This window comes from Mesorhizobium sp. URHB0026, from assembly GCF_054059755.1.
The window spans coordinates 4,172,170-4,184,414 of record NZ_JBSSCN010000001.1 but is presented as its reverse complement, the minus strand read 5'-3'; the positions used below and the strand labels follow the sequence as shown (position 1 = coordinate 4,184,414).

The 12,245-nt window shown below is 61.6% G+C and carries 23 protein-coding genes; all 23 read right to left on the bottom strand.

Annotated elements, in window-relative coordinates:
• Positions 1 to 85: 85 nt before the first annotated feature.
• The 23 genes from rpsM to rplC all read right to left on the bottom strand — a co-directional run bounded on the left by rpsM (position 86) and on the right by rplC (position 12,205).
• Entirely contained in the window at positions 86 to 454 is a 369-nt protein-coding gene (gene rpsM, locus ACVWWD_RS20465) for a 30S ribosomal protein S13 (protein ID WP_006205445.1), read from the bottom strand.
• A 200-nt stretch (positions 455 to 654) separates the two neighbouring features.
• Complete coding sequence (locus ACVWWD_RS20460) at positions 655 to 1,251, bottom strand: adenylate kinase (RefSeq protein ID WP_023773631.1); 597 nt, start codon at positions 1,249 to 1,251, stop codon at positions 655 to 657.
• The gene (gene secY / locus ACVWWD_RS20455; protein ID WP_015317976.1) at positions 1,248 to 2,588 is read right to left on the bottom strand and encodes a preprotein translocase subunit SecY; all 1,341 of its coding nucleotides are present in this window, start codon (positions 2,586 to 2,588) and stop codon (positions 1,248 to 1,250) included. The genes ACVWWD_RS20460 and secY overlap by 4 nt, the downstream gene beginning before the upstream one ends.
• 193 nt (positions 2,589 to 2,781) lie before the next feature.
• A complete protein-coding gene (gene rplO, locus ACVWWD_RS20450) occupies positions 2,782 to 3,255 on the bottom strand; it encodes a 50S ribosomal protein L15 (protein WP_015317977.1) in 474 nt (157 codons plus the stop codon).
• A 22-nt stretch (positions 3,256 to 3,277) separates the two neighbouring features.
• Positions 3,278 to 3,475: a 50S ribosomal protein L30 gene (rpmD, locus tag ACVWWD_RS20445; protein ID WP_006205449.1), complete on the bottom strand. Its 198-nt coding sequence runs from the start codon at positions 3,473 to 3,475 to the stop codon at positions 3,278 to 3,280.
• 24 nt (positions 3,476 to 3,499) lie between these two features.
• Positions 3,500 to 4,063, bottom strand: coding sequence for a 30S ribosomal protein S5 (gene rpsE / locus ACVWWD_RS20440; protein ID WP_006333394.1), 564 nt, complete (start codon positions 4,061 to 4,063; stop codon positions 3,500 to 3,502).
• Between the two features lie 132 nt (positions 4,064 to 4,195).
• Positions 4,196 to 4,555: a 50S ribosomal protein L18 gene (rplR, locus tag ACVWWD_RS20435; RefSeq protein ID WP_015317978.1), complete on the bottom strand. Its 360-nt coding sequence runs from the start codon at positions 4,553 to 4,555 to the stop codon at positions 4,196 to 4,198.
• 137 nt (positions 4,556 to 4,692) lie between these two features.
• Complete coding sequence (gene rplF / locus ACVWWD_RS20430) at positions 4,693 to 5,226, bottom strand: 50S ribosomal protein L6 (protein WP_013895694.1); 534 nt, start codon at positions 5,224 to 5,226, stop codon at positions 4,693 to 4,695.
• 88 nt (positions 5,227 to 5,314) lie between these two features.
• Positions 5,315 to 5,713 (bottom strand): 30S ribosomal protein S8, encoded by a 399-nt coding sequence (gene rpsH / locus ACVWWD_RS20425; RefSeq protein WP_006205453.1) that lies wholly within the window; start codon positions 5,711 to 5,713, stop codon positions 5,315 to 5,317.
• A 12-nt stretch (positions 5,714 to 5,725) separates the two neighbouring features.
• On the bottom strand, positions 5,726 to 6,031 hold the full coding sequence (gene rpsN / locus ACVWWD_RS20420; protein ID WP_013895695.1) for a 30S ribosomal protein S14: 306 nt from the start codon (positions 6,029 to 6,031) through the stop codon (positions 5,726 to 5,728).
• Positions 6,032 to 6,058: 27 nt separating this feature from the next.
• Positions 6,059 to 6,637: a 50S ribosomal protein L5 gene (gene rplE / locus ACVWWD_RS20415; protein ID WP_023773630.1), complete on the bottom strand. Its 579-nt coding sequence runs from the start codon at positions 6,635 to 6,637 to the stop codon at positions 6,059 to 6,061.
• A complete protein-coding gene (gene rplX, locus ACVWWD_RS20410) occupies positions 6,630 to 6,944 on the bottom strand; it encodes a 50S ribosomal protein L24 (protein ID WP_006205456.1) in 315 nt (104 codons plus the stop codon). Before rplX ends, rplE begins: the two co-directional genes overlap by 8 nt.
• A 12-nt stretch (positions 6,945 to 6,956) precedes the next feature.
• Positions 6,957 to 7,325, bottom strand: a complete 369-nt coding sequence (gene rplN, locus ACVWWD_RS20405) for a 50S ribosomal protein L14 (protein WP_006205457.1) — start codon at positions 7,323 to 7,325, stop codon at positions 6,957 to 6,959.
• Between the two features lie 72 nt (positions 7,326 to 7,397).
• The gene (rpsQ, locus tag ACVWWD_RS20400; RefSeq protein WP_010909280.1) at positions 7,398 to 7,637 is read right to left on the bottom strand and encodes a 30S ribosomal protein S17; all 240 of its coding nucleotides are present in this window, start codon (positions 7,635 to 7,637) and stop codon (positions 7,398 to 7,400) included.
• Positions 7,638 to 7,648: 11 nt separating this feature from the next.
• A complete protein-coding gene (gene rpmC, locus ACVWWD_RS20395; protein ID WP_006205459.1) occupies positions 7,649 to 7,849 on the bottom strand; it encodes a 50S ribosomal protein L29 in 201 nt (66 codons plus the stop codon).
• 13 nt (positions 7,850 to 7,862) lie between these two features.
• Complete coding sequence (rplP, locus tag ACVWWD_RS20390; protein ID WP_006205460.1) at positions 7,863 to 8,276, bottom strand: 50S ribosomal protein L16; 414 nt, start codon at positions 8,274 to 8,276, stop codon at positions 7,863 to 7,865.
• 27 nt (positions 8,277 to 8,303) lie between these two features.
• Positions 8,304 to 9,029, bottom strand: a complete 726-nt coding sequence (gene rpsC / locus ACVWWD_RS20385) for a 30S ribosomal protein S3 (RefSeq protein ID WP_013895697.1) — start codon at positions 9,027 to 9,029, stop codon at positions 8,304 to 8,306.
• On the bottom strand, positions 9,029 to 9,418 hold the full coding sequence (rplV, locus tag ACVWWD_RS20380; RefSeq protein ID WP_010909277.1) for a 50S ribosomal protein L22: 390 nt from the start codon (positions 9,416 to 9,418) through the stop codon (positions 9,029 to 9,031). Before rplV ends, rpsC begins: the two co-directional genes overlap by 1 nt.
• 2 nt (positions 9,419 to 9,420) lie before the next feature.
• A complete protein-coding gene (gene rpsS / locus ACVWWD_RS20375) occupies positions 9,421 to 9,699 on the bottom strand; it encodes a 30S ribosomal protein S19 (RefSeq protein WP_015317982.1) in 279 nt (92 codons plus the stop codon).
• A 16-nt stretch (positions 9,700 to 9,715) separates the two neighbouring features.
• Positions 9,716 to 10,549 carry a 50S ribosomal protein L2 gene (gene rplB / locus ACVWWD_RS20370; RefSeq protein ID WP_015317983.1) on the bottom strand — a complete coding sequence of 278 codons (834 nt, stop codon included), beginning with the start codon at positions 10,547 to 10,549 and terminating at the stop codon, positions 9,716 to 9,718.
• A 23-nt stretch (positions 10,550 to 10,572) separates the two neighbouring features.
• Positions 10,573 to 10,866, bottom strand: coding sequence for a 50S ribosomal protein L23 (locus tag ACVWWD_RS20365; protein WP_010909275.1), 294 nt, complete (start codon positions 10,864 to 10,866; stop codon positions 10,573 to 10,575).
• Positions 10,863 to 11,483 carry a 50S ribosomal protein L4 gene (rplD, locus tag ACVWWD_RS20360; RefSeq protein ID WP_015317984.1) on the bottom strand — a complete coding sequence of 207 codons (621 nt, stop codon included), beginning with the start codon at positions 11,481 to 11,483 and terminating at the stop codon, positions 10,863 to 10,865. The genes ACVWWD_RS20365 and rplD overlap by 4 nt, the downstream gene beginning before the upstream one ends.
• Positions 11,483 to 12,205 (bottom strand): 50S ribosomal protein L3, encoded by a 723-nt coding sequence (rplC, locus tag ACVWWD_RS20355; RefSeq protein WP_023773629.1) that lies wholly within the window; start codon positions 12,203 to 12,205, stop codon positions 11,483 to 11,485. The genes rplD and rplC overlap by 1 nt, the downstream gene beginning before the upstream one ends.
• Between the last annotated feature and the right edge of the window lie 40 nt (positions 12,206 to 12,245).

The window sequence follows — 12,245 nt, the reverse complement described above, 5'->3', positions numbered from 1 at the left end:
GGAAAAGTGAGTAGTGAATTAGTGAGTAGTGACAGTGCAGGCGTCAACGCCGCAATTCACTACCCGCCACCAGCTACTCAGTCTCTTACTTCTTCTTGCCGGCGATCGACTTGGCCGGGCCCTTGCGGGTACGTGCGTTGGTGTGCGTGCGCTGGCCGCGAACCGGCAGCGAGCGGCGGTGACGCAGGCCGCGGTAGCAGCCAAGGTCCATGAGCCGCTTGATGTTCATCGACACTTCGCGACGCAGGTCGCCTTCGACCTGATAGTCGCGGTCGATGGTCTCGCGGATCTGCAGCACTTCCGCATCGGTCAGCTGGTTGACGCGACGCTCGGCCGGGATGCCGACCTTGTCGACGATCTCCTGGGCGAACTTCTTGCCAATGCCGTGAATGTACTGAAGCGCGATGACGACGCGCTTGTTGGTCGGAATGTTGACGCCGGCTATACGAGCCATGTTCTTCTCTTCTCCATGTGGGCCGGACAAGCCGGCATTATTCAGATTGCCCCGCGTCCGGTGGAGGCCGGCCCTTGCGGGAGTTTCCAGTTCAAAGCGACTGCCCTGCCCTTGCGGACAGGCAAAGCGCGCATCTGATAGGAAGACGGGCCGCCATACCGCAGCAAGCCATGTCCGTCAAGCTTAATCTTTAGATTCCCTTACCGCGCCTTCTCGGCCGCGGCGAGCACGGCTTCAATCTCGGCGGTTACCGCGTCGATACTGGCCATACCGTCGACAGTCTTGAGCTTGCCTTTGGCGTAATAGTAGCCGGTCAGCGGAGCGGTCTTCTTGTAGTACTCCCGCAGGCGCTCCTCGAACACGGCGGGATTGTCGTCCTTGCGAACCGGCTGGCCGGCGGCCTTTGCATCATCGGCGCGCTTGACGATTCGACCAACCAGGGCCTTGTCGTCGACAACCAGTTCAATGACGGTGTCGAGACCAATGCCACGCTCTGAAAGCATCGATTCAACCGCATCGGCCTGCACCAGCGTGCGCGGATAGCCGTCGAGGATAAAACCCTTGGCGCAGTCAGCCTGATCGATACGCTCGGCGACGATGGCGTTGACGATGGCGTCGGACACCAGCTCGCCGGCATCCATCACCGCCTTGGCACGCTTGCCGACCTCGGTACCGGCCTGAACGGCGGCACGCAGCATATCACCCGTCGAGAGCTGCGGTATGCCGTGTTTTCCTACCAGTCTTTGTGCTTGTGTCCCCTTGCCCGCTCCTGGCGGCCCAAGCAAAATCAACCTCATCTGGCTTTCTTCCCCCCGCGCAGCTTCGACTTCTTGATCAGGCCTTCATACTGGTGCGCGATCAGGTGACCCTGAATCTGCGCAACCGTATCGAGCGTGACACTGACCACGATCAGAAGCGATGTGCCACCGAGGTAGAATGGTACGCCAGTCGCCGAGATCAGGAACTCCGGCAACAGGCACACCAGCACCAGATAGATGGCGCCGACGACAGTGATGCGGGTGAGAACGTAGTCGATGTAATCGGCGGTGCGCTCGCCCGGACGGTAGCCCGGGATGAAGCCCGAATGCTTCTTGAGCTGGTCGGCGGTGTCCTTCGGGTTGAACACGATCGCTGTGTAGAAGAAGGCGAAGAACACGATCATGGCCGCATAGAATGCCATGTAGAGCGGCTGGCCGTGGCCAAGCGAGGCCAGGATGGTGCTGGCCCAGGCCGGCATGTTGGTCGTCTGCGAGAAGCCGGCGACGGTGGCCGGCAGCAGAAGCAGCGACGACGCGAAGATCGGCGGGATAACGCCCGAGGTGTTGAGCTTAAGCGGCAGATGCGAGGTGTCGCCCTGGAACATGCGATTGCCGACCTGGCGCTTCGGATACTGGATCAGCAGGCGGCGCTGGGCGCGCTCGAAGAACACGATAAGCGCGATGACGACGATGGCCAGCACGATGATCGCCAGGATCAGACCGGTCGACAGGGCGCCGGTACGGCCGAGCTCCAGTGTGCCGGAAATGGCATGCGGCAAGCCGGCGACGATGCCGGAGAAGATAATCAGCGAAATGCCGTTGCCGATGCCGCGCGCGGTGATCTGCTCGCCCAGCCACATCAGGAACATGGTGCCGCCGACCAGCGTGACGACGGTGGAGATGCGGAAGAACATGCCGGGATCGCTGACGATGCCGTTGCCGTTCTCCAGTCCCACCGAAATGCCATAGGCCTGCACCAGCGCCAGGAGCACGGTGCCGTAGCGCGTGTACTGGTTGATGACCTTGCGGCCCTGCTCGCCTTCCTTCTTCAGCGCTTCCAGCGAGGGAATGACCGAGGTCATCAGCTGCATGATGATGGAAGCGGAGATGTAGGGCATGATGCCGAGTGCAAAGATCGCCATGCGCTGCACGGCACCGCCGGCGAACATGTTGAACATGCCGAGCACGCCCTTGCTCTGCGAGGAGAAGGCCTGGGCGAAAGCGTCGGGATTGATGCCGGGAAGCGGGATGTAGGTGCCGAGGCGATATACGAGCAACGCGCCGATGGTGAACCAGATGCGTTTCTTAAGGTCCTCCGCCTTGGCGAAGGCCGAGAAATTCAGATTCGAGGCTAGTTGTTCAGCAGCCGAAGCCATGCCTGATTCTCCGCTTGGTAACGCTTGATGGCCCGTGAGGTCAGGCGGTGCGTTTCACCGAAGCTCACGAGATAAGCTCCGGGCTGTAAACATGCAAGCGGCCGCGTCGACGCGGCCGCTAAATTGAGCAGGTCAAAGCGCGATCGGAAGCAAAAACGGATACCACTCTTGCCGCCCGCTCTTCAAATTGCCGTTACTCGGCGGCTGCCTTTTCCGGCAGCTTGACCGAACCGCCGGCCTTTTCGATCTTCTCGATCGCGGCCTTGGAGGCGCCGGCGACGTCGAAGGCGAGTTTGGCCTTGAGTTCGCCATCGGACAGCACGCGCACGCCATCCTTGACGCGACGGATGACACCGGCGGCGACAAGCGCCTCGGCCGTCACGGTCGCCTTGACGTCAAGCTTCTTGGCATCGACGGCTTCCTGGATACGGGCCAGCGAGACAACGGTGAAGCTCTTGGCGAAGATGTTGTTGAAGCCACGCTTCGGCAGGCGCCTGTAGAGAGGCATCTGGCCACCCTCGAAGCCGTTGACGGCGACGCCGGAGCGCGCCTTCTGGCCCTTGACGCCGCGACCGGCGGTCTTGCCGGAGCCGGAGCCGATGCCGCGGCCGAGACGCTTCTTGGAGTGCGTCGCGCCGTCCTTGTCACGGAGATCATTGAGTTTCATCTGGGTTCTCCTGCGCTCTTGCTCAGCCCTCGTCCACGACGCGGACGAGATGCTGGACGGCAGCGATCATGCCGCGCACGGAAGGCGTATCTTCCAGTGTGCGCTGCTTGTGCATCTTGTTGAGGCCGAGGCCGACCAGCGTTGCGCGCTGTTCTTTCGGGCGGCGGATCGGCGAACCGATCTGCTCAACGGTGATGGTCTTGGTTGCTTTCTTGGCCATGGTCAAAATCCCTGGTCAGATCGACTATTCTTCAGCCGCAACGGCGGTGCCGCGGCGGGCCTGAAGGGTCGAATACTTGATGCCACGCGCGGCAGCCACATCCTTGGGATGCATCTGGCTCTTCAGCGCGTCGAAGGTGGCGCGAACCATGTTGTACGGGTTCGACGAACCCATCGACTTGGCAACCACATCGTGCATGCCCAGCGTCTCGAAGACGGCGCGCATCGGGCCGCCGGCGATGATGCCGGTACCCTGCTTGGCAGCGCGCAGCAGAACGCGGCCAGCGCCCCAACGTCCCTCGACGTCGTGGTGCAGCGTCCGGCCCGAGCGCAACGGCACGAAGATCATGTCGCGCTTTGCGGATTCAGTTGCCTTGCGGATAGCTTCCGGCACTTCGCGCGCCTTGCCGTGACCAAAGCCAACGCGGCCCTTCTGGTCGCCGACGACGACGAGTGCGGCAAAACCAAAGCGACGGCCGCCCTTGACGACCTTGGCGACGCGGTTGATGTGGACAAGCTTGTCCACCATCCCGTCATCGCGTTCTTCACGATCGCGGCCGCGGCCGCCATCCCTACGTTCCTGTGCCATATCCTGTTCCTTGTTCTTTTCCGGAAGCACGGGTTGCTGATTGCCGGCGCCGCTTTGGGTCGCCGACGGTGAAAGTTATTTCTTCCTTTGCATGATCTTATCCGAAAAGTCTGTAACTTTCGGAGGTCATGCTTAGAAGCTGAGACCGCCTTCGCGGGCCGCTTCAGCCAGTGCCTTGACGCGGCCGTGATAGATGTAGGCGCCGCGATCGAAGACGACTTCCTTGACGCCGGCCTTGGTGGCGCGCTCGGCAATCAGCTTGCCGATCGCAGCGGCGGCAGCAGTGTCAGCGCCGGTCTTGAGCGAACCCTTGAGGTCCTTCTCGAGCGTCGACGCGGCGGCGATGGTGTGGCCCTTGGCGTCGTCGATGACCTGGACGTAGATGTTCTTCGACGTGCGATGAACCGACAGACGCGGACGCTCGCCGGCGACTTTCTTGATCTGACGGCGCACGCGCTGCGCTCGGCGCTGGATGGATTCCTTGATAGCCATGATAGTTCCTTGCCTTCAAAAAACGGGGGCCGCCATATGCGGTAGGCGAAGCGCCTCCCGCGACCGCTCCCCGCGGCGTTAACTTCCGTGGCTTGGTCCCTGTCCGAAAAGTCTGCAACTTTTCAGGGCCAAGCCGATTACTTCTTCTTGCCTTCCTTGCGGACGATCTTCTCGCCAGCGTAGCGGACGCCCTTGCCCTTGTAGGGCTCGGGACCGCGGTATTCGCGGATCTCCGCCGCGACCTGGCCGACCTGCTGCTTGTCGATGCCGGCCACGGTGATTTCAGTCGGCTTCGGCACGGTGATCGTGATGCCGGCCGGCGTCTCGTAGACGACATCATGGCTGAAGCCAAGGGCTAGTTGCAGGTTCTTGCCCTGCAAGGCGGCGCGATAGCCGACGCCGGTGATCTCGAGCTTCTTCTCGAAACCGTCCTTCACGCCCTGCAGGATGTTGACGATCTGCGTGCGCGACATGCCCCACTTGGAGCGGGCGGTCTTGGTCTGGTCGCGCGGCTGGACAGCGATTTCGCTGCCTTCCATCTTGACCAGGACTTCGTCGTTCACCACGAACTTCAGCTCGCCCTTGGGGCCCTTCGCCGTCACGGTCTGGCCATTGACGGTCGCGGTCACGCCCTGCGGCAGCGAAACGGGTTTCTTTCCAATACGAGACATCAGGTTGTCCTCGTCACTTCTCTTGTTTCAGGTCTCTGTCTTCGGGAACGATCCGAAGACCGAATTCCACGTGCGGTAAGCTGCCGGATCAGAAGATCTGGCAGAGGATCTCGCCGCCGACGTTCTGTTCGCGTGCTTCATGGTCGGCCATCACGCCCTTCGGTGTCGAAAGGATGGCAATGCCGAGGCCGTTGGCCACGTGCGGGATCGACTTGGCCGAGACGTAAACGCGGCGGCCGGGCTTCGATACGCGGGCGATTTCGCGCACCACCGGGGCACCGTCGAAATACTTCAGCTCGATTTCGATCTCGGACTTGCCGTTATCGAAGTCGGTCTGGCTGTAGTCGCGGATATACCCTTCAGCCTTTAGCACGTCGAGGACGCGGGTGCGCAGACGCGAGGCCGGCGTCGAGACACTCGACTTCTTGCGGCCATAGGCGTTGCGGATGCGGGTCAGCATATCGCCGAGAGGATCGCTCAATGACATATTATGTCCTCCTTACCAGCTCGACTTGACCAGGCCCGGGATCTGGCCGTTATTGCCGAGATCCCGAAGCGCGATGCGCGATACTTTGAGCTTGCGATAGTAGGCGCGCGGGCGGCCGGTGACTTCGCAGCGGTTGCGGATGCGAATTTTGGCCGAGTTGCGCGGCATGGCGGCAAGCTTGAGCTGAGCGCGGAAGCGCTCTTCCATCGGCTTGGATTGATCCATGATGATCGCTTTGAGCGCAGCGCGCTTGGGACCGTACTGGTCTGCAAGCTTGCGGCGCCTGTTGTTCTTCTCGACTGAGCTGGTCTTTGCCATTTCAGATTTTTCCTTTTCTCGCTGCCGTTACTGGCGGAAGGGGAAGTTGAAGGCCTTGAGCAAAGCCCTGGCTTCGTCGTCCGTCTTCGCAGTCGTACAAACGATGACGTCCATGCCCCAGATCTGATCAACCTTGTCGTAATTGATCTCCGGGAACACGATGTGCTCCTTGATGCCCATGGCGTAGTTGCCACGGCCATCGAAGCTCTTGGGGTTCAGTCCGCGGAAGTCGCGGACGCGCGGCAGCGCGATGTTCACGAGGCGGTCGAGGAACTCGTACATGCGTTCCTTGCGCAGCGTGACCTTGGCACCGATTGGCATCTTCTCGCGAACCTTGAAGCCCGCGATCGAATTGCGGGCGCGGGTGACGACGGCCTTCTGGCCGGCAATCATCGCCAGGTCCTCGGCCGCGACCGAAGGTTTCTTCGAATCGGCGGTCGCTTCGCCCACACCCATGTTCAGCACGATCTTGTCGAGGCGCGGAACCTGCATCTCGTTGTCGTAGCCGAACTGCTCCTGCAGCGCCTTGCGGATGGTCTCGTTGTAGACCTGCTTGAGGCGCGGCGTGTTGTTGGCAGTCGCCTGCTTGGTTTGAGCCTTAGCCATTGATGACTTCTCCCGAGCGCTTGGCGACGCGCACCTTCTTGCCGTCCTTCTGGAAGATGAAACCGACGCGGGTCGGCTTGCCATCCTTCGGGTCGGCCAGCGCGATGTTCGACAGCTGGATCGGCGCTTCCTTGGTGATGATCCCGCCCTCTTGGGACTGGGACTGCTTCTGGTGACGACGGATCATGTTGACGCCGCGCACCAGCGCGGTGTCATCCTTCGGCTGAACCGAGAGGACTTCGCCCGAACGGCCCTTGTCCTTGCCGGCCAGCACGACGACCTTGTCGCCTTTTCTAATCTTTTGCATTGGTCCGGCTCCTTACAGCACTTCAGGCGCGAGCGAGATGATCTTCATGTGGTTTTTGGCGCGAAGTTCGCGCGGAACCGGTCCGAAGATACGCGTGCCGATCGGCTCTTTTTTGTTGTCGACGAGAACGGCCGCGTTCTTGTCGAAACGGATCACGCTGCCGTCCGGGCGGCGGATGTCCTTGGCCGTGCGAACCACGACCGCCTTCATCACATCGCCCTTCTTAACGCGGCCCCGCGGAATGGCTTCCTTGATCGACACCACGATGATGTCGCCCACGGAAGCGTATTTCCGCTTCGAGCCGCCCAGCACCTTGATGCACATGACACGACGCGCGCCGGAATTATCCGCCACGTCGAGGTTTGTTTGCATCTGAATCATGACTGGCCGCCTTCTTCTTTTCTAACGGGATGGGCTCGAAGCCCCTCCCCGGTCTGTCCAAAATTCGTTTGTTTACGCCTGATCCGAGGATACGACGATCCAGCGCTTGTCCTTGGAAATCGGCTTCGATTCCTGGATGAACACCTGATCGCCAACCTTGTGGGCGTTGTTCTCGTCGTGCGCCTTGTACTTCTTGGTCATGCGCACGGTCTTCTTCATCACGGGATGCGTGAAGCGCCGTTCGACCTTGACGACAACCGTCTTCTCGTTCTTGTCGCTGACGACGGTGCCCTGCAGAATGCGCTTTGGCATGGTTTTCGTCCTTAAGCCTTCTTGGCCGCGGACTTTTCCGCAGCGATGGTCTTGATACGCGCAATGTCCTTGCGGACCTGCCTCACGCGCGCGGTCTTCTCGAGCTGGCCGGTGGCCTTCTGGAAGCGCAGGTTGAACTGCTCCTTCTTCAGGCTGGCCAAGTCGTCGGTCAGTTGGTCCTGGGTCTTGGTCCGGATGTCTTCGGCTTTCATGATCAGCCCGTCCTTATTCTGCGATGCGCTGTACGAAGCGCGTCCTGACCGAGAGCTTGGCCGCGCCGAGACGCAGCGCCTCACGGGCGGTTTCTTCATTGACGCCGTCGATCTCGAACATGATGCGGCCCGGCTTGACGCGCGCCGCCCAGTAATCGACCGCGCCCTTGCCCTTGCCCATGCGGACTTCGGTCGGCTTCGACGTGACCGGCACGTCCGGGAAAATGCGGATCCAGACGCGGCCGGCACGCTTCATTTCGCGAGTGATCGCGCGGCGGGCCGCCTCGATCTCACGCGCGGTGACGCGGTTCGGCTCAAGCGCCTTCAGCCCGAAACCACCGAAATCCAGGTTGGTGCCGCCCTTTGCGGTACCATGGATACGGCCCTTGAACTGCTTGCGGAACTTTGTGCGCTTTGGCTGCAGCATCGTTCTAACTCCAAATTCCTAAATGTCTCAGGCGTTTTCGCGACGACGACCGCGTTCGCGATCACCACCACCGCCATGCGCGGCATCACCCTCGGTCGCGCGACGTTCCGAAGCCATCGGATCGTGCTCGAGGATCTCGCCCTTGAATACCCAGACCTTGACGCCGCAGATGCCATACGCCGTGTTCGCCTCGGCCGTGCCGTAGTCGACATCGGCGCGCAGCGTGTGCAGCGGCACGCGACCTTCACGGTACCATTCCATGCGCGCGATCTCGGCGCCGCCAAGACGGCCGGCGCAGTTGATGCGGATGCCTTCGGCACCGAGGCGCATGGCCGACTGAACGGCACGCTTCATGGCGCGGCGGAACGCGATACGGCGCTCGAGCTGCTGGGCGATCGACTGGGCGACCAGGGTCGCGTCGATCTCCGGCTTGCGCACTTCAACGATGTTGAGGTGCGTCTCGGACTTCGTCATCTCCATCAGCTTCTTGCGAAGCTTCTCGATGTCGGCGCCCTTCTTGCCTATGATCAGACCCGGACGCGCGGCATGGATGGTGACGCGGCACTTCTTGTGCGGACGCTCGATCACGACCTTCGAGATCGCGGCCTGCTTGAGTTCCTTCTCAAGATACTTGCGGATCTTGATGTCCTCATGCAGCAGCTTGCCGTACTCGCCGGTGTTCGCGAACCAGCGCGAATCCCAGGTGCGGTTGATGCCGAGGCGAAGACCGATCGGATTGACTTTCTGGCCCATTATGCGGCCTCCCCTTTTTCTTCGACTTCACGAACGACGATCGTGAGGTGCGAGAACGGCTTCTCGATACGGCTGGCGCGACCACGGCCACGAGCGTGGAACCGCTTCATGACGATCGACTTGCCGACATAGGCTTCCGCCACTACCAGCGCATCGACATCAAGGTCGTGGTTGTTTTCCGCGTTGGCGATTGCCGATTCCAGCGTCTTCTTGACCGTGCCGGAAATCCGCTTGGCCGAGAATTCGAGATCGGAAAGCGCTGTCGCGACCTTCTTGCCGCGGATCAGCGCGGCAACCAGGTTCAGCTTCTGCGGGCTGATACGGATCGTGCGCAACACGGCGCGCGCTTCGTTGTCAGCAAGCCTGCGCGGAGCTTTGGCCTTGCCCATGATTATTTCCTCTTCGCCTTCTTATCCGCGCCGTGACCGTAATAGGTCCGGGTCGGAGCGAATTCACCGAACTTGTGACCGACCATGTCCTCGTTCACCGAAACGGGAACATGCTTCTGGCCGTTGTAGACACCGAAGGTGAGGCCGACGAACTGCGGCAGGATGGTGGAGCGACGGCTCCACATCTTGATCACCTCATTGCGACCGCCTTCACGAACCTTGTCCACCTTCTTGAGAAGGTAGCCGTCGATGAAGGGGCCTTTCCAAATAGAACGAGTCACTTGGCGTTACCTCTTCTTAGCTCTTGCGCTGATGGCGCGAGCGCAGGATGAACTTGTCGGTCGCCTTGTTGGACCGCGTCTTCTTGCCCTTGGTCGGCTTGCCCCACGGGCTGACCGGATGACGGCCACCGGAGGTGCGGCCTTCACCACCACCATGCGGGTGGTCCACCGGGTTCATGGTCACGCCGCGATTGTGCGGGCGCTTGCCACGCCAAACCGTGCGGCCGGCCTTGCCGTCGTTGATGTTGCCGTGGTCCGGATTGGACACGGCACCGACGGTGGCCATGCAGGAGCCGTGAACGACACGCTGCTCGCCCGAGTTGAGGCGCAGGATCGCCATACCCTGGTCACGGCCGACCAACTGGCCGTAACCACCTGCCGACCGGGCGACCTGGGCGCCCTTGCCCGGCTTCAGCTCGATGTTGTGGACGATGGTGCCGACCGGCATCGAGGCCAGCGGCATCGCATTGCCCGGCTTCACGTCGACCGCTTCGCCAGCCACGATCTTGTCGCCAGGAGCCAGACGCTGCGGAGCGATGATGTAGGACAGCTCACCATCATCATACTTGATCAGTGCGATGAAGGCGGTGCGGTTCGGATCGTATTCAATGCGCTCGACCGTGCCGACAACGTCGAACTTGCGACGCTTGAAGTCGATGATGCGGTACGAACGCTTGTGGCCACCACCGATGAAGCGGGCGGTGATACGGCCGTGGTTGTTGCGGCCGCCCGACTTGGTCAGACCCTCGGTCAGGCCCTTGACGGGCTTGCCCTTATAGAGGCCCGAGCGGTCGACGATGACCAGCTGGCGGGTGCTCGGCGTTACCGGGTTGAATTTTTTCAGTGCCATTGTTGTTGTCCTCGCGGCCTTGCTCAGAGACCCGTCGCGACGTCGATCGACTGGCCGTCGGCCAGCGTCACGATCGCCTTCTTGACGTCGCTCTGGCGGCCGATCGTGCCGCGGAAGCGCTTGATCTTGCCCTTGCGGACAAGCGTGTTCACGGCCATCACCTTGACGCCGAACAGCGCTTCGACGGCGGCCTTGATTTCGGGCTTCGACGCCTTCTTGGCGACGTTGAAGACGACCTGGTTCTGCTCGGAGGCCATGGTCGACTTTTCAGTGATCGCCGGCGAGACGATCACGTCGTAGTGACGAAGGTCGGTCATTTAAAGCGCTCCTCGAGAGCCTCGACGGCGGCCTTCGAAAGGACCAGCGTGCCGCGGCGCAGAATGTCGTAGACGTTGATGCCCTGGATGGGCAGCACGTCGATGTTGGGGATGTTGGTGGCTGCCAGCTTGAAGTTCTTGTCAAGCTCGGCGCCACCAATCACCAGGGCGTTGGTCAGGCCCAGTGTCGCGAAATTCGCTATCAGCGCCTTGGTCTTGGCCTCGGTCAGCTTCAGCTCGTCGATGATGATGATCGACGCGCTCTTGGCCTTGGCCGAAAGCGCATGCTTGAGGCCAAGCGCACGAACCTTCTTGGGGAGTTCATGCTCATGGCTGCGAACGACCGGGCCGTGGGCCTTGCCGCCGCCGCGGAACTGCGGAGCGCGTGCCGAGTGGTGACGGGCGCGGCCCGTACCCTTCTGCTTGTACATCTTGGCACCGGTGCGCGCGATTTCGGCGCGGCCCTTGGCCTTGTGCGTGCCCTGCTGCTTCTTGGCAAGCTGCCAGCGCACGACGCGCTGCAGAATGTCCTCGCGCGGATCAAGGCCGAAAATTCCGTCGGAAAGTTCCACCTTGCCGGCGTCTTTGCCGCCGAGCGTTGTGATCTTGAGATCCATTATTCCGCTCCCTCTGTGGCCGGAGCCTCGTTCTTAGCAGCTGCCTCAACGGCGCGGATCGCGGCGGGCTTCGGCGCATTGGCCGGCAGAGCCACCTTGGCCGCGTCGCGGACCAGGATCCAGGCGCCCTTCGATCCGGGAACCGCGCCGCGGATCAGGATCAGGCCGCGGTCGGCATCCGTCGAAACGACCTCGACATTCTGCGTGGTGACCCTGACGTCGCCCATGTGACCAGCCATATGCTTGCCCTTGAACACCTTGCCCGGGTCCTGGCGCTGACCGGTCGAACCGTGTGTACGGTGCGAGACCGAGTTACCGTGGGTCGCGCGGCCACCACCCATGTGGTGGCGCTTGATGACGCCCTGGAAACCCTTGCCGATCGTCGTGCCCGTCACATCGACCTTCTGGCCGGCGACAAAATGGTCGACGGTGATCTCGGCGCCGACGTCGATCATGTTGTCGGCGGAGACGCGGAACTCAGCGACCTTCGCCTTCGGCTCGACGGAGGCGGTCGCGAAATGGCCGCGCATCGCCTTCGACGTGTTCTTCACCTTGGCGAGGCCAACGCCGAGCTGAACGGCGGTGTAGCCATTCTTCTCCTGCGTGCGCTGTGCCACGACCTGGCAGTTCTCCATCTGGAGAACGGTGACGGGAACATGTTCCCCGGCATCATTATAGATGCGGGTCATTCCCACCTTCTTTGCAATCACACCTGAACGCATCGGTTCAATTCCTTTAGAGTTCCGGGCCAGGGGCACCGCC